Origin of the sequence: Chryseobacterium gotjawalense (assembly GCF_030012525.1) — a bacterium.
Taxonomy (GTDB): Bacteria; Bacteroidota; Bacteroidia; order Flavobacteriales; family Weeksellaceae; genus Kaistella; species Kaistella gotjawalense.
Window position 1 is genome coordinate 697631 of sequence record NZ_CP124855.1, and the last position, 26342, is coordinate 723972.

Annotated in this window: 17 protein-coding genes; 8 read left to right on the forward strand and 9 right to left on the reverse strand. The window is 37.2% G+C overall.

The genetic code is table 11. The features are described 5' to 3' along the window. Positions 1-12: 12 nt before the first annotated feature. From QGN23_RS03120 to QGN23_RS03135, 4 genes are all read right to left on the reverse strand, one after another. Positions 13-2010 (reverse strand): S9 family peptidase, encoded by a 1998-nt coding sequence (locus tag QGN23_RS03120; protein WP_282905576.1) that lies wholly within the window; start codon positions 2008-2010, stop codon positions 13-15. A 112-nt stretch (positions 2011-2122) separates the two neighbouring features. Next, positions 2123-2620: a PH domain-containing protein gene (locus tag QGN23_RS03125; RefSeq protein ID WP_282905577.1), complete on the reverse strand. Its 498-nt coding sequence runs from the start codon at positions 2618-2620 to the stop codon at positions 2123-2125. A 3-nt stretch (positions 2621-2623) separates the two neighbouring features. Continuing rightward, positions 2624-4486: a M1 family metallopeptidase gene (locus QGN23_RS03130; protein WP_282905578.1), complete on the reverse strand. Its 1863-nt coding sequence runs from the start codon at positions 4484-4486 to the stop codon at positions 2624-2626. An 82-nt stretch (positions 4487-4568) separates the two neighbouring features. After that, complete coding sequence (locus QGN23_RS03135; RefSeq protein ID WP_282905579.1) at positions 4569-4913, reverse strand: phage holin family protein; 345 nt, start codon at positions 4911-4913, stop codon at positions 4569-4571. A 129-nt stretch (positions 4914-5042) separates the two neighbouring features. On the opposite strand from QGN23_RS03135, the gene QGN23_RS03140 reads away from it, so the two are divergent. The 6 genes from QGN23_RS03140 to QGN23_RS03165 all read left to right on the forward strand — a co-directional run bounded on the left by QGN23_RS03140 (position 5043) and on the right by QGN23_RS03165 (position 16691). Beyond that, positions 5043-6593 (forward strand): M20/M25/M40 family metallo-hydrolase, encoded by a 1551-nt coding sequence (locus QGN23_RS03140; RefSeq protein WP_282905580.1) that lies wholly within the window; start codon positions 5043-5045, stop codon positions 6591-6593. A gap of 188 nt (positions 6594-6781) precedes the next feature. Continuing rightward, positions 6782-7219 carry a DUF6526 family protein gene (locus tag QGN23_RS03145; RefSeq protein WP_282905581.1) on the forward strand — a complete coding sequence of 146 codons (438 nt, stop codon included), beginning with the start codon at positions 6782-6784 and terminating at the stop codon, positions 7217-7219. Between the two features lie 52 nt (positions 7220-7271). Beyond that, complete coding sequence (locus QGN23_RS03150) at positions 7272-7436, forward strand: phosphatidate cytidylyltransferase (protein ID WP_282905582.1); 165 nt, start codon at positions 7272-7274, stop codon at positions 7434-7436. A gap of 5 nt (positions 7437-7441) precedes the next feature. After that, complete coding sequence (locus QGN23_RS03155) at positions 7442-8551, forward strand: DNA topoisomerase IB (RefSeq protein WP_282905583.1); 1110 nt, start codon at positions 7442-7444, stop codon at positions 8549-8551. A gap of 2 nt (positions 8552-8553) precedes the next feature. Beyond that, complete coding sequence (locus QGN23_RS03160) at positions 8554-9273, forward strand: DNA-formamidopyrimidine glycosylase family protein (protein WP_282905584.1); 720 nt, start codon at positions 8554-8556, stop codon at positions 9271-9273. A gap of 206 nt (positions 9274-9479) precedes the next feature. Next, positions 9480-16691 (forward strand): T9SS type B sorting domain-containing protein, encoded by a 7212-nt coding sequence (locus tag QGN23_RS03165; protein WP_282905585.1) that lies wholly within the window; start codon positions 9480-9482, stop codon positions 16689-16691. Between the two features lie 86 nt (positions 16692-16777). Here the strand turns inward: QGN23_RS03165 and xth are convergent, their stop codons facing one another. The 4 genes from xth to QGN23_RS03185 form a co-directional block, all read right to left on the reverse strand. Beyond that, positions 16778-17554: an exodeoxyribonuclease III gene (xth, locus tag QGN23_RS03170; RefSeq protein ID WP_282905586.1), complete on the reverse strand. Its 777-nt coding sequence runs from the start codon at positions 17552-17554 to the stop codon at positions 16778-16780. A gap of 106 nt (positions 17555-17660) precedes the next feature. After that, positions 17661-20180 carry a cation-translocating P-type ATPase gene (locus tag QGN23_RS03175; protein WP_282905587.1) on the reverse strand — a complete coding sequence of 840 codons (2520 nt, stop codon included), beginning with the start codon at positions 20178-20180 and terminating at the stop codon, positions 17661-17663. Between the two features lie 122 nt (positions 20181-20302). Then, positions 20303-20635, reverse strand: coding sequence for a 2Fe-2S iron-sulfur cluster-binding protein (locus QGN23_RS03180; protein ID WP_282905588.1), 333 nt, complete (start codon positions 20633-20635; stop codon positions 20303-20305). A 42-nt stretch (positions 20636-20677) separates the two neighbouring features. Beyond that, positions 20678-21730: an NAD(P)/FAD-dependent oxidoreductase gene (locus QGN23_RS03185; protein WP_282905589.1), complete on the reverse strand. Its 1053-nt coding sequence runs from the start codon at positions 21728-21730 to the stop codon at positions 20678-20680. 141 nt (positions 21731-21871) lie between these two features. Here QGN23_RS03185 and QGN23_RS03190 point away from each other — a divergent pair, with 141 nt between their 5' ends. Continuing rightward, the gene (locus QGN23_RS03190; RefSeq protein WP_282905590.1) at positions 21872-22639 is read left to right on the forward strand and encodes a DUF3108 domain-containing protein; all 768 of its coding nucleotides are present in this window, start codon (positions 21872-21874) and stop codon (positions 22637-22639) included. Between the two features lie 119 nt (positions 22640-22758). Then, entirely contained in the window at positions 22759-25185 is a 2427-nt protein-coding gene (locus QGN23_RS03195) for a DUF5916 domain-containing protein (RefSeq protein ID WP_282905591.1), read from the forward strand. Between the two features lie 103 nt (positions 25186-25288). Here QGN23_RS03195 and pheS read toward each other — a convergent pair whose 3' ends face one another. After that, the gene (gene pheS, locus QGN23_RS03200; protein WP_282905592.1) at positions 25289-26299 is read right to left on the reverse strand and encodes a phenylalanine--tRNA ligase subunit alpha; all 1011 of its coding nucleotides are present in this window, start codon (positions 26297-26299) and stop codon (positions 25289-25291) included. Positions 26300-26342: the final 43 nt, after the last annotated feature.

Here is a 26342-nt window from a genome sequence, read left to right on the forward strand (position 1 = left end):
CTGAGCGGAATTTTACAAAGTTTCTTTCAGCCAGGCAAAGAATTCTCTCTGCCAAACCAAACCGTTTTGTGGATGCAAAACCCAGTGGTTTTCATTGGGGAAATAAAGGAATTTTGCTTTCAAGCCTTTCAGTTTTGCAGCCTGAAAAGCTTCCTGACCTTGTTCGTAAGGCACTCTGTAATCAATTCCTCCCTGAATAATCATCATTGGTTTGTTCCATTTGTTCACATAGTTTGATGGATTGAATTCGGTGTATGATTTCGGAATCGGATTGTCGTAAGGCGAACCTCCTAAATCCCATTTTGCGAAAAACAATTCTTCGGTAGTTAAATACCAGGATTTCATATCGAAAAGACCGTCATGAGCGATGAAAGTTTTAAAACGGTTTTCGTGGATTCCTGCCAGCATCATGGCGCTGTATCCGCCGTAACTCGCTCCCACTACTCCCATTCTGTCACCATCAACGTAAGGTAATGTTTTGGCAAAATCAGCAGCAGCCAAATAATCCTGCATGACCTGGCCGCCCCAGTCTTTAGAGATATCCTCATTCCATTTTGTACCCCAACCTGGCATTCCTCTTCGGTTTGGTGCAACCACGATATAATCGTTGGCGGCCATCAAAGCAAAATTCCACCGCACGCTGAAAGTCTGTGTCAAAGCAGATTGCGGTCCACCTTGACAATACAACAAAGTTGGATATTTCTTATTCGCATCGAAGTTTGGGGGATAAATAAACCATACGCCCATTTCTTTTCCGTCGGTGGTTTTCACCATTTTCAGTTCTGTTCTGGAAGGGGTAATACTTTCGTAATTCTTCTTATTCACTTCCGTCACCTGCTTCATCGATCCATTTTTCACATCTACAGAAAATAAATCAGGATTGTGATTCATGTCGTTTCTGGAAATCAGTAACGAATTTTTGTGTTGCGCAAAAATATCATTCAAATCAAAATCACCTTTGGTAATCTGCTGAATTTTAGAATTTTTGGGATTTAATGAAAACAATTGCTTTGTTCCTTTCCAGGCGGTGGTAAAATAAATATCTTTAGAATTGGGTGCCCAGAAAACAGAACCGGTAATGCTTTCATCCCAGTCTTTGGTAAGATTAGTGGTTTTCCCCGATTTCCAGTCCATGATTTTTAAATCATTTTTGTCGGCTTCATAGCCATCTCTTTCCATAGACATCCAGTATAAGTACTTTCCGTTTGGTGAAAACTTCGGCGAAACGTCATATCCTTTATTGCTTTCTGTAAGGTTTTTTACATTGCCTGTAGCCAGATCGTAAGCGAAAATGTCGGTATTTGTGGAAAATGCATACGCTGCGCCGCTCAATGGTTTTGTCACATACAACAGTTGTGTAGAATCTGGTGTCCAAATAAAATCTTCAGTTCCTCCGGAAGGTCTTTGTGGAGAATCCCAAGGTTTTCCTTCCAATAAATCTTTGGCTTTATCAGCAGTTTCAGTAACGTTCACTACAAAAACGTGATTGTATTTCCCTTCATTAAAGTAATCCCAGTGACGGTGATTCAAGTCGGTGTAAATATGTGCGGTAGATTTTGGAGTATCAGCATATTTATCTTTTCCCAATAATTTTTCTACCAAAACTTCTTTACTGAAAGCTACTTTTTTGCCATCGGGAGAAATCACGATATTATCTGCTTTTCCGACGGTGTAAAATTCTGTCCAGGTTTTTCCGGCATCTTTAGAAAGATATATTTTCTCGTCTTCCTGAGCGTAAATTCCATTGGCATCCCATTGAATTAAAGATTTCTTTCCTAAATCCAGCGCAGCTGCTTCGGCGTTTTTAATTGTAAAGAAATAGTTTTTCTTATTGTTTTTCTCTGTTTTCAGATCGGTTTTTCCAAGACTGTAAATCAGTGAATTCTGATCCGGTGAAACGGCAGAGACTCCTATTTTATTCAGGGTCCATAATGTTTCCGGCGTCATCACATTTTGTGCGTTCATGAGGAAAGGTGCCGCCAGAGCAACAAGGGTGTGTTTTATTTTCATTAAAATTTAATTTAAAATTGATAATTGTAGAAACTTTATTATTAAGTTTCCGAAAAAGGATCGAAAATTTGAATATTACAAATATAGAAAATTTAGTAGGAAAGCAGAAGTACTAAACCATTTCGCTCTTTCTCAGCTGAACTTCTTTCACAAAATCATCGGGATTTTCAGGACTGATCATATAAACTTTTCCGGACTTTAAAATAATTTTTACTTTTTTATATCTGTTCGTTACGTACCAAACATCTTTGCCATTAAAATAGCCGAAGTAGCCAAACAATCCACCAACTCCAGCAACTCTTAGATTAAAGCCCGTTTTTTCAATTTTATCAAAAGTTTCAATTTCATTAATATTAATAACAATTGAACCGTAAAAGTTTTTGATTAAAATTTGATCGTCAGAAACCGCAATTCTTTTTGGAATAAATCCATACGAAATAAAAATAGCACCGTACATCAAAACAAAACTGCCAATTGAAATCATAGGTTTTGGCGGTTCGAAGAAAAAAGAAGAAATTGGAAATAGGATGAGAAACAGCAAAATAATAATTGTGAGCATCTTCGTGGTCTCATCCATTTTTGCTGTGTCGAATTCTTTGGTATTCATCATTTTTTAAAAAGTATATAAATTATCATTCGGCGTATAATCCATGAAAATTCCACCGTCAATTTTTACGGATTTCAGTTTTTGATTCACTTCGATTTGCGTGGTAAAAGACCGGCTGTTTTTCCAAACTTCCGGCGTAAAATGTTTTACAGAAACTTTTCCATCCTGATCGGTTATTTCTACGTCGAACGGAATGGCAAATCCACCTGCATTTTCAACCGTCAAATTCAAATTCTTGCCGGAAACTACTGCTGAATCAATTTTTAAATCGATATAATTATTGCTGAAAAACCAGTTGTTCCAAAACCAATTAAGATTTTGTCCGCTGCCTTCATTCATGCTGTAAAAGAAATCCCACGGCGTCGGATGTTTTCCTTTCCAGGTGTTCATATAATAATGCAGCGTTTTTTTGAACAGCTCGTCGCCCAATAGATTTTTCAAAGACAGATAGGCAAAAGCCGGCTTGATATAAGCGTTGCTTCCGTAGCCGATCCCAGACAGTTGGGTGCTCATCGAAATAATCGGCTGATCCTGCTCTGTTGACGGATCATTAATGTATTTTTTCACCCGGAAATCGGTAAACATTTTATCATTAAAAGCTTTTCCGTTTTCAGCTTCACCAATTAGATATTCGAAAGCCGTGACCCAACCTTCATCCATAAAAGCATATCGTGCTTCGTTGGTTCCCATCATAAAAGGAAAATAAGTGTGTGCAATTTCATGATCTACCGTTTGGCGGGAATCTGCAAAATCATCTGGAATCGCGGTATCATTCACCATCATTGGATATTCCATATCGGCAAATCCCTGGAAACCGGTCATTGTAGGAAACGGATATTCTATTCCCGGCCAGTTTTCAGAAAACCATTTGATGCTGTATTTTTCCCACTCCACATATTTTTCAAAATCAGCCGTTCCCGCATTATAAGTTGCCTGCGTGCTTACTCTTTTCGATTTCAGCTGAACACTTGAAGCATCCCAAACATAAGTTGAACTTAAGCCAAACGTAAAGTCGGTAATGTTTTCAGCCTTAAATTTCCAGGTATTAAACGGATTCTGTTTGGTTACTTTTTGCTTTTGGATTTCGTCTTTCGTGGCAACGTGAATAACCTGATTAGATTTTAATGAATATTTAAATTTCTTTAAAACTCCCGGTTGCAAAACTTCTTCCGGATTCTGCAAAATTCCGGTCGCATAAACCACATAATTTCTAGGAACGGTTACAGAAACAACGTAATTACTGAAATCATTATAAAATTCATTTCTGCCGTTATGAGGCAATTTATCCCAACCATTATAATCATCGTACACCGAAATTCTCGGATAGGCATACGCACAGAAAAACGTGGTTTCATCGATTTGCCCTTCTCTTCCACTCTCTTTTGATAATGGGAATTCCCATTCTATTTTAATGGTATTTTTGGAATTTGGCAGCAAAGCTTTATTTAATTTTAAATCATAGAATGTTTCCCAGTCTTCTGAATTTACGGTATAATTTTCTCCGTTAATGGAAAGCGATTTTATTTTCAAACCTTCACTTAAAAAATCAGGAGAAGCTTTCCCCGCTCTGGGTGAAGTCGGTTTATGAACATTATTCACAAATCTGATGACCACTGATTTTAATTCATCAGGAGAATTATTTGAATAAATAATCGTCTCATTTCCTGAAACGACTTTGGAAATAGGATTTACATTGAAATCAATCGTATAATCGCCCGAATTTTGCCAGTAATTTTTACCAGGCTTTCCATCAAGTGACCTGGTGTTTTTTTCATAAGCTTTAGCAATGTTCCGTGGAATATATAATTGCTGAGCGAAAATTTGAATAGAGAAAAACAGCAGCAATAAAGAAGTAAGAGTGGTACGCATTAATTTAATTTTAAGAAATTATAAAAAACAAAAAGCGGTTACAGAAATAGAAACCGCTTTTACTTTAGACAATCAGTTCGATTTATTTATCAGAAGAAATAATGCCGTTAAGTAAAGAGGTTATTAAGGATAAAGCAATACTGAAAATAAATGCCCACCAAAATCCCTCAATCGCCATTCCATCTACAAATTTTGCAGCCAGTAAAACAACCAAAGCATTAATTACTAAAGAGAAAAAACCCAGCGTAATAATAGTTAAAGGCAATCCTAGAATCTTTAAAACAGGAGTGACAATCAAGTTTAAAACTCCTAAAATCAAAGCGAAAATTACGGCAGATCCAAAGCCGTCAATATGGACTCCACTTAAAATTTTCGTTAATAAAAAAGCGACAATCGCGGTCACTAATAATCGGATAATTAAATTCATAATCTATTTTTTTATAAAATTAAAAAATTAAAGCGACTAAGCAAGAACTTCTCCGGTATTTTGTTTATCCTATGAACAGACAGTTCCTTAGAATAATTTTTATTATCTTCATCGCAAAAATAATATTCAATGAAGAACTATGCTAAATTATTGATGGTTTCTACGGTTTTTGCTGTGGGTTTAAACGCTCAAACCAAAGACCAAATGGTAAAATCTATTATGGATGAAACCTATCAAAACTCTAAACTCGAAACACTTGCGTATGAATTGATGGACGACATTGGGCCAAGATTGGTCGGAAGTCCAAAAATGCAGCAGGCACATGACTGGGCCGTAAAACGTTTTCAGAATTGGGGAATTGATGCCCAAAACGAAAAATGGGGCGAATGGAAATCCTGGGAAAGAGGGCCTTCATCCATAGAAATGGTTGCTCCTTATGCAAAATCCATCGAAGGAATGCAGTTGGCTTTCAGTCCTGCGACTTCATCAAAAGGTTTAACCGCCGATGTCGTGATGTTGCCCATGTTTAAAAACAAAGAAGAATTTACCGCCTGGCTTCCAAAAGTAAAAGGAAAATTGGTGATGGTTTCCCAATACCAACCAACAGGAAGACCTGAATATAACTGGAAAGAATTTGCAACGCCGGAATCTTTTGAAAAAATGAAAAAAGAATCTGCGGAAGCTTCTGAAGAATGGAGAAAATCAATTACTGCAACAGGAGAAACCTCCAGAACTTTAAATGAAAAATTAGAAAAAGCCGGTGCAGCCGGAATCATTTCTTCTTATTGGTCCAGAGGATTTGGAGTGAATAAAATTTTTGCCGCTGCAACCAAAACAATTCCGGTTGTAGATATTTCGTTAGAAGATTACGGACAATTATACCGAATGATTCAGCATGGAAAGACGCCTAAATTAAAAATAAATGCTCAGTCGAAAGACAAAGGAACTGCTCCCACATTTAATACAGTTGCAGTGATCAAAGGTTCTGAAAAACCAGAGGAATACGTGATTCTTTCGGCACACTTTGATTCTTGGGATGGTGGAACCGGCGCAACCGATAACGGAACCGGAACAATCACCATGATGGAAGTTGCCAGAATTCTTAAAAAATATTATCCAAATCCAAAGAGAACCATTGTGGTTGGACTTTGGGGAAGTGAGGAACAGGGTTTAAATGGTTCACGCGGTTATGTCTGGGCACACAAAGACCAAATGCCAAATGTTCAGGCAGTTTTCAACCAGGATAATGGCACAGGAAGAATCGCGAATATCAGCGGTCAGGGATTTTTGAATTCTTATGATTATATCGGAAGATGGTTAAGCGCCGTTCCGAAAGAATTAACCAAAGGAATCGAAACTTCTTTCCCTGGATTTCCAGGTGGTGGAGGTTCTGACCACGCTTCGTTTATCGCAGCCGGCGTACCCGCATTTATGTTGAGTTCATTAAACTGGAGTTATGGAAATTATACCTGGCATACCAACAGAGATACCTATGATAAAATCATTTTCGATGATCTTAAAAGTAATGTTGCGACGATTGCGATTTTAACTTATATGGCAAGTGAAGATCCGGAAAAGGCTTCCTCGGAAAGAATAAAATTGCCGATCAACCCAAGAACCGGCGAAACTATGAACTGGCCGGAAGTAAAAGAACCAACCCGAAAAGGAGGTTTCGATTAAATGTAAATCTTACCAAAAATAACCTGTAATAAGCCGGTAATTTCTAAACGTTTAGCGTTAAGATTTTACCGGCTTTTTTGGATTATTACCTTGAGAATTAATGACGCTTCAACCTTTAAAATGGAGAAACTGACCGTAAAATGTATTCTGGTTTTTAAGAATGGTTAACTTTTTGATGGGAAATATTTATGCAAAATCAAAATTATCAAAATCACAAAAAATTCTATCCGCCTCATCATTTCATCTATCTTCCTCTTGTTTTTATTCTACAAATTGTTGGAATTTGGAAAATTTTTAAAGATGAGCATAACCAATTAATTTGGATTTTATTCTCAGTCGTTATTTTTCTTATTCTTTATTTAGCCTTAATGATACGACAACATTACGCACTTGGAAATCAAAACCGTATTATAAGATTAGAGTTTAAGTTAAGGTATTTTGAACTTTTCGGTAAAAGTGCGGATGAGACAGAATCCAAACTTTCTTTTGATCAGATTGCCGCTTTGCGTTTCGCCTACGATGACGAATTTAAAATGCTGCTCGATAAAGCGCTTCAACAAAATATTTCAGGTGACGAAATCAAAAAATCGATTACCAACTGGAAACCAGATCACCATAGAGTTTAAATAGAGAAACAAATAATAAAATTATCATTAATTAACCTTAAAAAATAAAATTATGAAAAAGTTTACATTTCTTACGTTAGCACTATTTGCCTTAATGACTTTAACAGGTTGTGAAGCCATAGGAACCATTTTCAAAGCCGGAATGTGGTGGGCATTTTTCCTGGTTGCTCTGGTAATCGGTTTAATCGTTTGGTTGTTTAGCAGAGGGAAAAATTAAAGAGAATGAAAACCGAAAATCCTTCTGTAGAACTTATCCATAAAATAAGTCCTTCAAAAATGGTAAAAATCATGAAGGATCCGGTGAAATCTGCCACTGCAGTAAATTTAGTTTACACCAGCGACAGCGAAAATCAAGGAATCGCACGCCGAAAAAGAGGTGAAAAATTCATTTACTTTATTGGCGGTCAAAAGATTAAAGACAAAGAAGAAATTCATAGAATTAATCAATTGGCGATTCCTCCCGCCTGGGAAAATGTCTGGATTTGCGCTTTGCAAAACGGCCATTTACAAGCCACAGGTCTGGATGCTAAAAAACGCAAACAGTACCGCTACCATCCCGTTTGGAATGCCTTACGGAATCATACGAAGTTTTACAGAATGCTGCACTTTGGCGAAGTTTTGCCTGATATCCGACTGCAATTAGAAAAAGATTTAAATCACCGGAACTTAGACAAGCGCAAAGTTTTGGCTTTAGTGGTAAGTCTGATGGAACGCACCAATATCAGAATTGGCAATAATATTTATGAAAAATTGTATGGATCTTTTGGCTTAACGACTTTGAAAGATAAACATGTAGCGATTAACGGTCAACAGATAAAATTCTCTTTTAAAGGAAAAAAAGGCATTTACCACGATATCGATTTAAAGAATGCCAAATTAGCGAAAGCCGTTAAAAACTGCCGCGATATTCCCGGAAAGGAACTCTTTCAATTTTATGATGATGAGGGAAAACGCCACGCCATAGAAAGTGGAATGGTCAATGAATACATTAAAGAAATCAGTGGTGAAGATTTCACTGCGAAAGATTTTAGAACCTGGTCTGGAACAGTGAATGCGTTAATTGCATTTAAAGAAATTGAAGCCCAGGAAATTGATGGTAATCAAAAATCTAAAATAAAACGGGCAATTGAACTGGTAGCCAGTGAACTGGGAAATACAAGCACCGTTTGCCGAAAATACTATATTCATCCGCTGATTATAAATCTTTACGAACACGATTCTATTAAAAAATATTTTAGAGAATTAGATGAAATAGAAATTGATGACGGGAAATCTGGTTTAACCAAAGAAGAACAGATTGTGATGAAAATTCTAAAAAATGAAAAACCTTAATTATGCCCGAAGGTCCCTCGATTGTTGTCTTTAAAAAAAAGATTGAAAGATTTGAAGGCAAAACCGTGACCGAAAGCGGTGGCTACAACAATCCTTTCGCAGATGAAATTTCCGGCAAAAAACTGGTTTCAATTAAAACGTATGGAAAATATCTCCTACTCGATTTCGAAGACTTTTTAATCACCGTTCATTTTGGATTATTCGGTAGTTTTTTAGTGAATGATTCTAAAAAAGTTAATGCAAGTTTTTCGCTTTTTTTCGGTGATGAACTAATCAATTTCTATGTTGTCAAAATTAAAAAATTTGGAAAAGATTACGAGTTTGATCAGGAATTAAATGTATTTTCAAAAAAATACAGATTAGAAAAAACGAAAAAACTTTTGCTTGAAAAATACGGCGACCGGAAAATTGGAGATGTACTTTTAAATCAGGACGTATTTCCAGGTTTAGGAAATATTATCCGCAATGAAGTTTTATTCTTAAGTAAGATTCATCCTGAAAGTACGGTGGAAAAAATCCCTTCCAAAAAAATGAAAGAATTACTTCAAACAATTAAAGAATTTTCCAAAGCTTCAGTAGAATTAATTGAGCAAAAGATCTGGAAATCCTCAAGCTCAGTTTACAAGAAAAAAGAATGGGACGACCAAGAAGTTTTAGAATATGTAGCTCCGAAAATCAAACGTAAAACCTACGTGGTTGAAAAAGTTCAGAAAATATATTGATCTTTTAATTTATAAATATTATGAATTCCCTTTAATTGAAGGGAATTTTTTATTTATTAGAATATCAGTTTTAAAAATGAAAAATTTATCTGTAAATAATCAAATTTTTGAAAACGAAATATCTTTTTGAGTTATATTTGTTAAATTTTCATAACCATTCCTAAAATGTGTTAATAATATTGAAATATACTGCAAAACAACTTTATATGAAGAAACTTTATCTTTTTTTATTTCTTGGTTTATTCTCGGCTCTGTACGCTCAAAATAAAATTTCGGACACCACCAATTATCTGCGGAATGGAATGTTTGAAAATGCAAAAGGGAAAATAATTACGGATCATTCAGAAAAAATTCAGTTTCTCAAAGAAAGAAATCGTAAAATCCAATTGGAGCAATCTCATCTGCACAAAGGAACTTCAACCGCAGTAGAAATGTGTACCAATGGTGGTTTTGAACAAGTTGAAACTTTTAATGGAAATAATTTCATTAAAAATTTCCTTTTTAATATTGGTGATCCGCCTGGACCAACCCAATGTAAATCTATTTCCAACAGTGGCGTAAATCGCATACCACAGTATAATCCGAGTTATACTAATTTGATGGCGACTTCGGTTCCTGCCAATTTGTTTGATCGATATATGGGAGATATTAAAGCATTTGACCAATATGCGCTCAAAATAAATTACGAAAATTCTGGAACTTATGGCTCTATTGTTCAGGGGCAAAGATTTAAAACAAATAATGAAAATTTTTTAAAATTTAATTACAAAGCAGTACTACAATCCGTTTATGACGATAGTCACCGGGACAATCAGCCATTTTTTAAGGCAAGAATTATTAATAAAGACAAAGTGGTGGTTAGCGAGTTTTGTTTAGTTGGTGACGAGAAGAATTGTATTTTCACTAAAGTTTCTGATGGCAGTTCAGGGTATGTTACTTTATACACTGAGAAATGGCAATCCGGTATTTTGGATATTTCTTCAATCCCAAATAATGAAGAATTCACCGTAGAATTTATGGCTTCCCGTTGTGGTTTAGGCGGGCATTTCGGATATGCTTATGTAGATGATATTTGTCTTTTACAATCCAACGAAAGTTTTGTTGGTTCGGTCACTTTGGATCCTTTGTACGCAGTTTGTCCAACACTTCCGATGACGGTTTGCGGGAATTATACTTTACCAAATTCCGGAGGAGTTACCTCAACTTTAAAAAAATTAACCTTAAAGGTTTATGATGAAAATGGGGCGGTGGTTCATACGACCACTACAACTTCTTCGCTGGATCCGATCACAAAAAAATTTTGCTTCACCCTCTTACCACAGAACTTTCCTAATATTTCTACGGGCAATTACAATGTTGGGGTTACAGCAGATTTTGATGTGGGAACTTCCTCTGGTGGAAGTGGTTGCGGAAGTAGTGGTAATACGCAGGTGTTTGCCTCCGCAAGTGATCCTGATGCGAACGATGGTTGGGATATCAGTTTTTTAAACTGTTCTTCGAACTGTACTATTCAGGTTAATACGGCAAAAATATCGAAATGTGATGTGAATCACGATGGACAAGAAGATTTTAATTTAACTGATTTTAATGCACAGGTTGTTAATTCTACAACTGGCTTTACTTTCAATTATTTTAAGGATTATAATTCCGCCTTTAATAATACGGGTGCAATTACAAATTTCACGGCGTACAATTCCTCTTCTGCGGTAATTTATGTGCGGGTTTCGCAGAGTGCAGGATGCTATAAAATTATTCCGGCAAATTTAGAAGTTAGAAATCCCACTGCTACCATTTCCGGGATTTTAAATGTTTGTTCCGGAAGTACAGAATTAAAAGCATCAGCAGGTTCCACTTATTTATGGAGTTCGGGAGAAACCACCCAAAATATTACGGTGACTTCCATTGGCGTTTATTCAGTTACCGTTACCGACAGTTTTGGATGTTCCAGCACAGCAACCGTAAGTATTGAACCAAGTCAGACTGCGGTGACCCCGACATTAGAAATAACCCAGCCTTCTTGTTTTGTTTCATCGGGAACGATAAAAGTCACCTCGGCGGCGTCGGAATATAGTTTTGATAATGGAGTAACCTGGGGAACAAATCCCATTAAATCTAATCTTTATCCGGGTGATTATTCCATTATGATTAAAACGGTGAAAGGTTGTACTTCGTACGCTCAGAAGGTCACCATTAAAGCTTCACTTTTACCTTATCCATATTATGACGCTACGCAGCCTAAATTCTGCGGAGACACGGGAAGCATCACCATTACCTCTCCTGCAGCGAATTATAGTTATGACAACGGAGTGACCTGGGTGAATAATTCTACAATGGATAATTTAAATCCCGGGCTTTATACGATTCGGACAAAAGATGCATCCGGATGTATTTCTAATCCGGAAGGAGTTGTTATTTCCAGCGATACTTTAGGAGATCCCGATTTTACGGTTATAAATCCAGCGTGTACTGTTTCCGGAAAAATAACCATCAATACTTCCGCAGATTTCTATACTTTCGATGGTGGCCAAACTTGGGGTACGACCAATGTTTTAGATAATATTTTTACTGGAAATTTTTCTATTGGAATTAAAAACAGTCTGGGATGTACTTCTTATTTGGAGAGTATTTATCTGCAGAGTTTTCAGACGATGTATCCCATCTATGAAACCATTCAACCCACCTGTGGTGTAAATGGAACAATCTATATTGCAACAGAAGCAGATTTTTATAGTTTTGATAATGGCGTAACCTGGACGACGAGTAATATGAAGGATTTACCTGCCGGAACCTACATTATCAAGTTAAAAACTGCCGCAGGTTGTATTTCCAGAGAAACTTCCGTTTATTTATATGAACCTCGAATAGACCAACCTTATGTTTCGGTTGTTCAGCCAACTTGTGGCGCTGATGGATCCATCAGTATTAATACCGTTTCAGATTTTTATAGTTTTGATAATGGAGCAACCTGGGTAACGACTCCTACTAAAACATTACCCGCCGGGAGTTACCAAATCAAAGTTAAAAACAGTATTGGCTGTATGTCTAATCCGCAATACATTTCTCTGTATCCACCTAAAATAGAAACTCCTGAGGTGACTATCATACAACCAACCTGTACTACAAAAGGAACGATTACGATAACAACATCCTCCAGTTTTTACAGTATTGATGGTGGAAAAACCTGGGTGACCTCTAATGTTTTCAGTAATCTTACCGGCAGCAGCTATAATGTGATGATTAAAAATAGCCAAAATTGTGTTTCGGAAACTAAGTATGTTTATTTTAATCAAATTTATCTTCATGAGCCTACCTATACAGCGGTAAGCCCAAGTTGTGGGAATATCGGAAATATCACTTTTACTTCTACCGCAGATTCGTACAGTATTGATGGTTATAATTGGAGTACCAACCCTGTTTTCAATAATCTGAGTGCTGGTTATTATTATTTAATGGTGAAAAACAGTGCGGATTGTAGGTCAAACAGTATTTCAGTTTATTTGAACACTACCAATCTCGCAAGTCCAACAGTGAATGTAGTACAGCCAACTTGTGGTACAAGTGGCAGTATCACCGTAACTTCGCCGGGCACTTCATTCAGTTTTAATGGCGGCAGTACTTGGAGCACGTCGCCGGTTTTAAATAATTTATCATCGGGGTATTACTATGTAATGGTAAAAGATGGGAATTGTTCTTCTACAACAACCTATGTAAATATCCAACAGTTCTATTTACCTAATCCGACTTATACCTTTACGAATCCAACCTGTGGAGTTGGTGGCACTATTTCTATAACGACTCCCGCGTCACAATACAGCATCAATGGTGGGCAATCCTGGAGCACTTCACCGAATTTCACCAATCTTGCTGATGGAAATTACAACATTATGGTTCAAAATGCTGCAGGTTGTAAATCATCAAACTACGTTTCTTCTTTAAATTTACAGAAATTCTATCTCCCAAAACCAAATATTTCGGTGGTTCAACCCACTTGTACTGTAAAAGGAAGTATTAAGATTACCACCGCAGCCTCTCAATACAGTTTTGATGGTGGCCAAACCTGGAGCACTGTTAATGAAAAAACAAACCTGAACTCAGGCTATTACAATATTGTGATTAAAAACGCACAGGGTTGTACTTCAAACCCTTATGAAATGAATGTTTCGATTACTACGTTCTATTTACCGCGACCTTTATTGAAAGTTGTGCAACCACGCTGCGGAGACAATGGAAGTATAACGGTAGTCTCTCAAGCTGCACAATATTCCTTTGACAATGGAACAACTTGGGTAACAAATTCTTCCTTACTTAATCCTACCCCTGGGTATTATTATATTTTAATAAAAAATTCTGCAGGATGCATTTCACAAGCAGCTACCGCTTCAGTCAATCAATTTTACCTTGCACAACCAATTGTTACTACAATTCAGCCAACCTGTTCAGTACCGAAAGGTTCGATTTATATAAATACTGTTGCAGATTTATACAGTTTTGATAATGGAGCAACCTGGACAACAAATCCCGTAAAAACGAATCTCAATTCAGGAAATTATAATCTGTTAATTAAAAATGCAGCCGGGTGCATTTCGCAACGAGCTTATGTGAATATTTACAACGCCCCGGCGCTTCCGCCAATACCTGTGTTTACTGTTACACAGCCAACAGCATGTGATGCAACCGACGGAAGTATTACCATTACAACGCCAGGCAAAAGTTTTAGTTTTAATGATGGCGCATCCTGGAGTACTGATCCAGTAAAGAAAAATATTGGATCTGGAACTTATATTTTGAAAATTAAAACCAATTCTTCCACATGCGAATCGGTTTCTGTACCGGTAACGTTAGATTCGGGAATAAATATTGCGGCCCCAGCGGTCTCCGTAGTTCAACCGACTTGCAGTGTTTCTACAGGTTCCATTACCGTAAATACCACTGCTGCAACCTATAGTTTTGATGATGGTTTGACTTTCATTTATGCCAACACCAAAAGCGATTTACTTCCTGGAACTTATAAGATAAAAATTAAAAATGCTGCTGGCTGTATTTCTTATGCAGCGTCAGCAACGGTTGCTATTCCCGGTCCATTGCCAAGTCCTAATTCAAGAATAACTCAACCCGACTGCTCTGTATCGTTAGGCTCCATAAAAATCACAACAACCGCTGCAGAATATAGTTTTGACAATGGTTTTACTTATGGAACTTCAGACACCAAATCTAATTTAAGTCCCGGAACTTATAATTTAATGATTAAAGACCGTTTCGGGTGTATTTCTTTGGCTGGAATTGCCACCATCAATCAGCAGCCTGTAACTCCGTCTGCACCTCAAATTTCGGTGGCACAATCTTCTGGCTGTGCCAATGCATTTGGAACGGTTGCCATCATTTCTGCGGCTGCTTATTATAGTTTTGATGATGGAGCGACCTGGGTCACCAATTCGTCAGCTGATTTAGCCCCCGGAATCTATAAAATCAAAATAAAATTAACTGCAACGGGCTGTAGTTCTCCATCGACGACAGCTACGATTGATCCGCCAGCGAATGCACCCACTCTCCCATTATTTACCGTTACTCAACCTATTTCGTGTATAAATCCTTATGGAACAATTGCGATTACTTCCACGGAAAATCAGTATAGTTTTGATGGTGGAATTTCCTATTCTTCTGCCTCAACTTCCAGTTTATTGTCACCGGGAACTTATGTCCTTAAAGTGAAAAATACTGCTGGGTGTGAATCCGGAGGAGTTTCCGTAACAATTAATATTCCGGCAGATACTCCAAAAAAACCAACGGCAAATATTATTCAAATTGATTGTGGAAATCGTTTTGCACAGATTACAATTAATGAAAATGCTGCACAATACAGCATTGATGATGGTTTAACATGGCAAAGTTCAAATGTTTTTCCGGCATTATTGCCTAATTCATATTCTCTTAAAATTAAAAACAGTTTAGGTTGTATTTCAGTTTCTACTCCGGTTGTAGTGAATACATTTATCAATCCTACACCGAAACCTTCGGTTAATGGTACTCAGGATTTTTGTCTACAGCAAAATGCTACCGTCGGAAATATTTCTGCAACGGGAACTGGTTTACAGTTTTACATTTCGGCGACGGCGACTGCTTCATTAGCCTTAAATCAACCTTTAATTAATGGAAATACTTACTTTGTAACGCAGACTATAAATTCCTGTGAAAGCGAGCGAGCTTTGGTCAAAATTAATATTATTGCGACTCCACCTCCAATTGCAGCTCCGGTACAAGAATTCTGTATCAGTCAAAGTGCAACGGTATCGAATCTTATGGTTACCGGTTCCCAAATCAAATGGTACAGCAGTAATTCTGGAAATACAGTTTTACCAAACAATACAAAATTACAAGATGGTGTTGTTTATTTCGCCTCTCAGACAGAACAAGGTTGTGAAAGCATGCAAAGAGTTTCCGTCATGGTCTCTTTGGTTGCGACTAATATTCCAGCGACTGATTTTGCGGCTGCCGCTTTGTGCTCTGATGAAGATGGAGCGAAGAAAATAGATTTGACGAGCTACCAATCAAATGTAGTTTCAAATTCTCAAAGTTATACCTATGAATTTTTTGATCAGAATAATAATTTGATATCCGATTTTAAAAACTATAAATTAAAAACTGGTCAGAATATCGTTTTTGTAAAAGTAAATTCTGCCGCAGGTTGTTCCGCCAAAGTGATTTTAACTATTCAATTAAATGCTGCTCCTGTCGTAAATGTTCCATCAAGTGCGGAATATTGCCCAGAAAACACCGTGAAATTAGATGCCGGAAATCAGCCAGCGTCAAGTTCTTTTACGTGGACTTTTAATGGTAATCCATACAGCAATCAGCAAATTATCAATGTTAAAGAAAGTGGAACTTATAAAATTACGGTAACCAATAATTTGGGATGCAGCACTTCAAAATCCGTGGTGGTTAAAAAAGTTGGTTTACCCATTATTACTGATATAAAAATTGAAAACAATACGGTACAGATTTTCGCAACAGGCATAGGAATTTTGGAATATTCGGTTGATGGTGTTTTATGGCAAACCTCAAATCTATTTTACAATGTACCAAACGGAAATCACATTGCTTTTGTAAGAAGTGGTTTACAAATTTGTGCAATAGCAGAACGTGCCTTTACAGTTTTTAAAATTGTAAATGTTTTCTCACCCGACTACGATGGTATCAATGATGAATGGAAAATTGAAGGTATCGAAAACTATCCCGGGTCCAAAATAAAAGTGATTGACCGTTTTGGAACTGTGGTTCTGGAAAAAACGGTAACTGGTGTTTTTTCCTGGAATGGTGAATATTTAGGTAGAAAATTACCGACAGGAAATTATTGGTATCAAATTATTCTAAGCGATAATAGAATCCTGTCCGGATATGTTATGATTAAAAACCGAAACTAGGAACAATTACAGAATCCTTCAATATTACATTGAGGGATTTTTTTTGACTTATTTTAGCGGGATATATTTTTGAAAATACGGAGCTGCTAAATATCCTGTAACTCGATCCAGGCAGGAACATGATCACTTGTTTTTTCCCAACCGCGAACTGCCTTATGTACGCCACCATTTTTCAGATGAGGTGCTACGGCAGGCGAAAGCAGAAAATGATCGATCCGCATTCCGGCGTTTCTTTCGTAGGCTTTTCTAAAATAATCGTAAAAAGTATAAATGGTTTCTTCAGGATAAAGGTGTCGCAAAGCATCGGTCCAGCCTTGTGCAATCAAATTCTGGAAAGCAGTCCGGACTTCGGGTAGAAAAAGAGCGTCTTTTATATATTTTTGCGGTTTATAAACGTCGCTCTCGGTTGGAATAATATTAAAGTCTCCAGCAATGATGACGTGTTTCCCAGAACTGATTAAGAGTTCGGCTTGGGCATCTAATCTTTCCAGCCATTTCAATTTATAATCAAATTTTTCGCCGGGCACGGGATTTCCATTAGGTACGTAAACGCAGACAACCGTTAAATCGTTCACCTGTACTTCTAAATATCGGCTTTGTTCATCAGTTTCATCCCCTGGCAATGCAGTTCTGATAACAGTAGCTTTCTCAGATTTAGTTAAGATTGCCACGCCGTTCCAGCTTTTTTGTCCGACCCAAACCGCGTGGTAGCCTGCTTCTAAAATTTCTTTTTCGGGAAATTTATCTTGTGGTGCTTTCAGTTCCTGTAAACAAACGACATCCGGGTTTTCTTCGCTCAGCCATTGCAGAAGTACAGGCAACCTGCCATTAACTCCATTGACGTTATAAGTTGCAATTTTCATACTGAATATTTTATTCAAAATTATTAATAATATCTGATCAGAACTACAATCTTAAAAATACAGAAAACGACGGAAACTCAATTTAAATATTTGTTTAAAAATGATTTCAGATTCTTTTTTTATTAAGATTAAAACTCCTCTTTACCAGTTTGTAGATCTCAAACCACATTACAGAAATAACCGCCGCAGCTCCCGCCGTTAAAAGTTGCTCTATATTCAGTGAAGTCAGTTTAAAGAACAGGGAAACCGTGTCAACATATAGCATGACCATTAAAACAATTAAGGTTGCTAAAGTGATATAGATCAATAGATTATTTTTATTGCTGAAACTTTCAAACATCGTATAATAGAAAGACCGGTTGGCAAAACTCAACAGAATATTGGCAAAAATTAACGTCGTAAAAACCATCGTTCTGGTCGTATCTTCATCACCGCCATTTCTGTAGGTTAATTGATAGATGAACAGAACTCCGGCGGTGATCACTAATCCCTGAACAATACTGACCATTAATTCACGCCAGGTGAGAAAGGTCTCTGAAATCGGCCGTGGCTTTTGAGTCATCGCATTTTTTTCCATCGGTTCATTTTCATAAACGATGGAACAGGTTGGTCCCATCACCAATTCCAGGAATATCACGTGAACCGGCGAAAAAATCTGCGGGAAAGCCCAGCCCAAAAACAAGGGCAACGAAACGGTAAGAATAATCGGAATATGAATCGAAATAATATATTGAACAGCTTTTTTTATATTGCTGTAAATTCTTCTTCCCGCAGCGATTGCGGTCACCAATTTCCCCAGATCATCATTGGTCAAAATGACTGCGGCAGCGGCTTTTGCGATTTCTGTTCCCTTTTCTCCCATCGCGACTCCGATGTGGGCGGCTTTCAGGGCAGGACCATCATTCACGCCATCTCCGAGCATGACCACCACTTCATTATTCCTTTTCAAAGCTTGGATTACCCGTAATTTAGCTTCCGGAAACATTCGGGTAAACAAAACTTTTTGATCCACCACTTTCATCAATTCTTCTTCGCTAAGATGACTTATTTCATCACCGTTTATTGGATTTGAAATTCCCGTAATTTCCGCCTGTAAAGCGATGCTTTTAGTCGTTTGAGCATTATCTCCCGTGATTACTTTTATCTTAATTCCGGCGGCAGTAAATTTTTTGAAAACTTCATCAATTCCTTTTTTGGGCGGATCATAAAAAATGACCATTCCCAAAAATTCAAACGGAATATCCTGTTGTCTCTCCGGAAAATCATTTCCCTGAAAGTTCGATTTGGCAACTCCAAGAATTCGGTAACCTTGCTTTCCAAAATTGTCGATTTGTATTTTAATTTTTTCCTGCTCCTCAACTGTAAGTTGACAGACATTGATGATGGCTTCAGGAGCGCCTTTCGCAGCAATAATCCGTTCCCCTTTTTCATTTTCGAAAAGATGGGTCATCATCGGCGGTTTCCCATCCAATGGATATTCATGAAACATTTTAAACTGTGACCGGAGATCTTTTTTAATGGTTTCGCCGTATACATGATGTATCGATTTTTCCATCGGATCAAAAGGTACAGGTTCGCTGCTCCACATCGCATATTGGAAAAGTTCTGAAATAGATTCGTCCGTGAACTGATGGTCGTCAAAAACCTGATTAGTTTTAAAATCATATACGGCTTTTAAATGCATTGAGTTCTCGGTAATTGTTCCCGTTTTATCGGTACATATAACGGTGGCGCTGCCCAATGTTTCTACAATAGTACTTTTCTTAATAATGATGCCTTCCCGCATTAATTTCCAGGCTCCGAGCGCCATAAAAGTGGTAAATGCCACCGGAATTTCTTCAGGTAAAATTGACATTGCCAACGTCAAACCGTTTAATAAAGAATCAACAATATTTCGGGTATGATAATAATTGACGGCACAAACTAAAAAGAAAACGACGAACCCGATAATCGCCATGTATTTCAAAAACTGTTCTATTTGATTTTGCAGCGGTGATTTCTCCTCTTTGATCGATGAAATTGATTCCCCAATTTTGCCCAGCTTGGTTTCTTTTCCAATATATTCCACTTCGAAAACGGCCAATCCGGAAACGGTTAACGTTCCGTTATAAACTTGTCGGTCTTCCGAACGGTTATCTTTAAAAACAGAAAAACTTTCACCCGTGAGCGAGGATTCATTGACAGAAAAATCATTGCTGTGCACGATTTTCCCATCAGCATTAATCATTCTGCCTTCATCGGTAATGCACAAATCCCCCACTGCGATTTCATGCGTAGGGATTTCTACAATCTTACAATTTCTAATGACGCGGCTTAAAGGTTCATTGAGTTTTTCTAGTTCCTGTAACGCTTTTTTACTTCTGTTATCCTGATAAAAAGAAATTCCGGAAACCAATATAATTGCAGCCAACATAAAGAGCGCTTCTCCGTAATTCCCTACGACCAGATAAATTACTGCGATGACAATCAACAGAATCAACATGGGCTCACTCAGGATATCAACAACCAGTTTCAACCAACTGTTTTTCTCAATTTGCTTCATTTGGTTAAAACCAAATTTCTGGCGGGCCTGCTGAACTTCTTCGTCAGTTAAACCTTTTAAATGTTCGGGAATATGGAAAGACATTTATTGAAAATTAGTCTACTAAAGGTAATAAAAGTATCTCACTTTCACTGATCTTCTGAAATAAAAAAGGAAAGAAAAACTCAATTTTCTTTCCTTTTAACTTTTATTAAAAACGATTTCCTTTAAGGATAAGGTGCGATTGCAACTTCTAAACCGTCTATTTCTGAGGTGATATGAATCTGGCAACCTAAGCGGCTGTTATACTGAACATGAAATGCTTCACTCAACATCGCATCTTCTTCTGCACCCATTTCAGTTAATTTATCCGAACCTTCCACCACATAAACCTGACAGGAAGCACACATTGCCATACCGCCGCAAACTCCGATGGTTCCTTCTTCCGCCAATTCGTAGGAGCGAATGACTTCCATCAAATTCATCGACATATCAGTCGGTGCGACCACTTCATGAGTATCACCGTTTCTATCGGTAATTTTAAGATTAATATCCTGCATTGCTTTATACTTGGTTCTTTTTACTTTTTACTTGGCTCTTTGTTAATCGATTTTCATCACCACCGCTTTCTCCGCTTCTTTACGGCTTCCGTCGAAACCATCGATTCCGCTTACTGTTGTATATTTCAAAACGAATTTTTTCCCCGGATTCAGCATGTTGTAAATACTTTGACACATCAAAGTCGCTTCATGGAAACCGCATAAAATAAGTTTCAATTTCCCTGGATAAGTGTTGATATCACCAATCGCATAAACACCCGGTATATTGGTTTGATAGTCCAGTGAATTATTAACCTTGATGGCATTTTTTTCAATTTCAAGTCCCCAGTTTCCTAAGTCTCCTAATTTTGGTGTTAATCCGAAAAGTGGAATGAAATAATCCGTTTCGATATCAAAGGTTTCCCCTTCTTTTACCACAGTAATCGCGTTCAACTTGCCCTCTCCTTTTAAGCCAATCACTTCTGCCGGAGTCATCATGTGGATTTTCCCCTGATTTTTTAGAGCTTGAACTTTTTCTACAGAATCCAGCGCTCCCCGGAATTCATTTCTACGGTGAATCAAGGTAACCTCACTTGCGATATCTGCAAGGAAAATACTCCAGTCTAAGGCAGAATCACCACCTCCTGCGATGACTACTTTTTTATTTCTAAAATGTTCAGGTTCTTTAATGAAATATTCAACACCATTTTCTTCGTAATCTGCCAGATTTTCCAGCGCAGGTTTTCTAGGTTCAAAAGTTCCTAAACCTCCCGCAATTGCCACTGCTTTCGCATGATGAACAGTTCCTTTATTAGTGATTACTTCAAATGTCCCGTCTTCTAATCGGGTTAAAGTCTGTGCGGTTTCTCCCAAAGTAAATCCAGGCTGAAACTGCTTGGTTTGCTCCATTAAATTATCAACTAAATCGCCAGCGTTTATAGAAGGAAATCCCGGAATATCGAAAATAGGTTTTTTCGGATACAATTCTGTAAGCTGACCACCAGGCTGCGGAAGAGCGTCGATGAGATGACATTTTAACTTTAATAAACCTGCCTCAAAAACAGTAAAAAGTCCGGTAGGGCCGGCTCCAATTATCAATATATCTGTAGTAATCATTAATTAAAAATTAGGTAATAAGAGCACAAATTTACAAAAATTAAAAGAATCTTGAAGAGGCGTTTTATGATTTATGTCATAATGAAATCCAATCCGGTCAAAGTTTTATCTTTGTGGCAAATTATTTGCAAAAGGAAACTCATGAAAAAGATCTTAGTACTATTTGGACTTTTATTTCTCACGCTCGGCAACGCACAGAAATTGCAGAACATCATGTCTGGTGAGGTTTTGCGTTACCGGATTCACTATGGAATTTTGAATGCGGGAACAGCCAGTTTAACGACTTTAAAAACAACATACAAAGGACAACCTCATTATTACGTTAAAGGTTATGGCAAAACAACCGGTGCTGTACGTGCCTTTTTTAAAGTAGAAGATAATTACGAAAGTTTTATCAACTATAACACGGGCTTACCAAGTTTTTACGTGAGAGACGTGAAAGAAGGCAATTATACCCAACATTATGAAACTGTTTTTAACCATAATAATCAGACCCTGCTTTTGACTGATAAAGAAAAAAACACCACCCAATCTTTAAAATCGGTTTCAGGAGTTCAAGATATGTTGTCGGCTTTTTATTATTTGCGAAGTCTTGACGATAGCGAGCTAAAAGTCGGAAGTGTGAAAAAACTCAATGTTTGGATAGATGATGAAATGTTTCCTTTCCAGTTAAAAGTTGTGGGCGCAGAAAACATCAAAACAAAATTCGGCTGGATCAACAGTCTGAAAATCGTTCCTCAGGTCATCAGCGGAAGGGTTTTTAAGGATAAAGAAGGGGTGACGCTTTGGGTAAGCAACGACAGAAACCATATTCCTCTTGCCATCAAAGCAGAATTAGCAGTTGGCTCTCTGAAAGCTGATATCGATTCTTTCTCGAATGTAAAATATCCGCTCAATTTTTCAAATTAAATACGGGAGATTTTCTTTATGAATTAAATAAACGGATTGTGGTTCGTTTATTTTTTTGATTTTTTTTAAACTCATGTAACATTATCCCGGTTTCCGTTGTCTTATTTGTAAACTATTAAATGAAATTTAAATTCGCCGCATTCCTGCTTTTATTTTCTTTTTTAAAGATCTATTCGCAAAAGGTAGAAAAAGACAGCATCTCCAGAAAGAAGATTACGCTCATCAAAATAAACGACGCCCCAAAAATCGATGGGATTCTGGATGAAGAAATCTGGAAAAATGCTCCTGTGGCGGAAAATTTTATCGAAAGAAATCCTACCAATGGAAAACCGGAATCGCCGGATTTCAAAACAACAGTAAAAGTTCTTTATGACGACACCGGAATTTATTTCGGCGCTACGATGATCGATCCACATCCTGAGAATATTCAAAAACAACTGGCAGAACGCGACGATATCGGCAATGATGATGTTTTCGGAATCTCTATTAATGGGTATGATGACCATCAGCAAGCAATGCTTTTTCTGATTCAAGCCTCCGGTGTGCAAGCTGATGCTAAAATTATATCTAATGCAAATGATGATTTTTCGTGGAATGCCGTTTGGTTTTCTGCCGTTAAGATTAATGAAAACGGATGGACTGTTGAAATCAAAATTCCTTATTCAGAACTGCGTTTTCCAAAGAAGGATGTCCAAACCTGGGGAATTAATTTTATCCGAATGATCCAAAAAACCAGACAAAATTTAACCTGGAATTTCGTTGATAACAAAAAAGCAACTTATTTAATGTACGACGGGATTGTAGAAGGAATCCAGAATATTCAACCTCCTTTAAGATTGTCATTGACCCCTTATTTTTCTACTTATTTTAATCATTTTAATGGAAAATCCACGGCCAACTTTAATGGCGGAATGGATATTAAATACGGAATTAATGATGCCTTTACCTTTGACATGACTTTGATTCCAGATTTTGGACAAACCAGTTTTGACAATTCTATTTTAAATTTAGGCCCATTTGAGCAGCAGTTTGAAGAGCAACGTTCATTTTTCACCGAAGGAACAGAACTTTTCAACAAAGGAAATCTTTTTTATTCCCGAAGAATTGGTGGTCATCCTTCTGTGTATCCCGAAACTTCAGTTGACGAAAAAGTCACTGAATATCCTTCTAAAGTGAAATTATTTAATGCTTTCAAGATTTCCGGAAGAACGAATAAAGGTCTCGGAATCGGATTCTTCAACGGTATCACTGAAAAAATGGAAGCCCAGATCCTGAATGAAAAAACGGGTGAAACCCGAAACGAAGTCGTGGAACCATGGACAAATTATAATGTTTTGGTGCTGGATCAAAGGTTTCATGAGAACTCTTCTGTAACTTTAGTCAACACCAATGTTGTTCGAGACGGCAATTTCCGGGATGCCAATTCTACGGCTTTCCTGTGGAATATTAATGATAAAAAGAATATCTACAATTATTATGGAGCCATCAAAGGAAGTTGGGTGATGGATGACGGAACAAAATTCGGGTCTCGAGGTCAAGCCGGTTTCGCAAAAAATTCCGGAAAAAACAGATTTAGTTTTGATGGTAATTATGTTACTAAAAATTGGGACATCAATGATTTAGGGTTTTCCACTTCCACCAACTTCGCGAATTACAATTCTTATTACGGTTATCGAATTCTGGAACCAACCAAGAAATTCAATAATATTTATCTCAACTTTAATGTTAATTATTACCACCGGTTAGCGCCGTATTTATTTACCAATTTGGTCATTAATCATAATAATCAGTTTACGAATAAGAATTTCAGAAGCTACGGCGGCGGTTTTGAATTGACGCCTTTCGGTGAAAATGACATCTATGAACCGCGAACAGCCGGCCGTTTTATGAAAAAACCAACCTATTTAAACACCTGGATCTGGACCGAAAGTGACAGCCGAAAAAAGTTTCAGTATAATTTAAACTTTGATTATTATGCTTATAACGAAAAAGGACGAAATCTTGTAAGTCCATCATTCTATTTCAGATATCGGTTCTCCGATCAGTTCAGTACTGTCTGGAGGTTCAATCCTTCTTTCAGCAATAATGAAACTGGTTTTGCCGGAAAAGAAGGCACCGAAATTTACATGGGAAAAAGACAACGTAATACGTATGAAAACAGTTTGACTTCGCAATATACTTTTAATGATAAAATGTCTCTTTCATTAGCGTTTCGACATTATTACTCAGATGTTACCTATAAAAGTTTCTTTACTTTGAATGAGGACGGGACTTTAACATCAACCAGTCAATTTAATAAAAATCTGAATGGGACTTATAATTCCTGGAATGTAGATTTGCGCTATTCATGGTGGTTTGCACCGGGAAGTCAACTTACTTTAATGTACAGAAATGCCGTGGACGATTATTTGGGAATTTCGAGAATGAAGTTTAAAGATAATTTCAACACTTTATTTAATGAACCGATGGTCAATAATATTTCTTTGAAATTAACCTACTATCTCGATTACAATCAGGCAAAACACTGGTTTAAAAAGAAAGGTTAATACTTACCTTTTTAAAAATGAAAAAACTTCCAGATTATTCCGGAAGTTTTTCTATTTTATTTAAAGCCGATTCAAAGAGGAATCAACTTCATTTTTTTCTTAATTAAAGACTTTTAAACTGTTCCAGCATTCTTTTATCATTTTCAAAGAACATTCTGATGTCGCTCATTTGATACATCAGCATCGCGATTCTTTCGATTCCCATTCCGAAAGCGTAACCGGAATATTTATCAGCATCGATATTCACATTTGCCAAAACAGCAGGATCTACCATTCCACAACCCATGATTTCTAACCAACCTGTTCCTTTGGTGATTCGGTAATCGGTCTCAGAGTTTAATCCCCAATAAACATCTACTTCCGCACTTGGTTCTGTGAAAGGAAAGTAAGAAGGTCTCAGTCTGATTTTCGATTTCCCGAAAAGTTCTGTGGTGAAATATTGAATGGTTTGTTTTAAATCGGCAAAACTTACATTCTGGTCAATATACAAACCTTCGATCTGATGAAAAATACAGTGTGAACGGGAAGAAATCGCTTCATTTCTGAAAACCCGGCCGGGAGATAAAATTCTCATCGGCGGTTGATTTTCTTCCATATAGCGGATTTGCACCGAAGAAGTATGTGTTCTTAACAGTAAATCAGGGTTGGTTTCGATGAAAAAAGTATCCTGCATATCTCTCGCCGGATGGTATTCCGGAAGATTCAGCGCGGTGAAATTATGCCAGTCGTCTTCAATTTCCGGTCCGTCTGCAACAGCAAAACCAATCGATCTGAAGATTTCGATAATTCTGTTTTTAACCAAATTAATGGGATGACGGGTTCCTAATTCCGACGGGAAACCCGGTTTGGTTAAATCATCTTTTTCAAAAAGAATGGTAGAAGTCGTGGCATTCTTTAAACCTTCCAGCTTCCCTTCTACAGCTTGTTTCAGCGTATTGATCTTTTGTCCGAATTCTTTTTTCTGTTCATTTGGAACTTCTTTGAACTGCGCCAAAATATCATTGATAATTCCTTTCTTACCACTGAATTTGATGCGGAACTGTTCAATTTCATCTTTATTCGCTGAACTGAAATTTCCTACTTCAACCAATAAGTCCTCAATCTTTTCTAACATTTGATTTTAATATAAGTGAGTGCAAAAATACGATTTTTCGTTT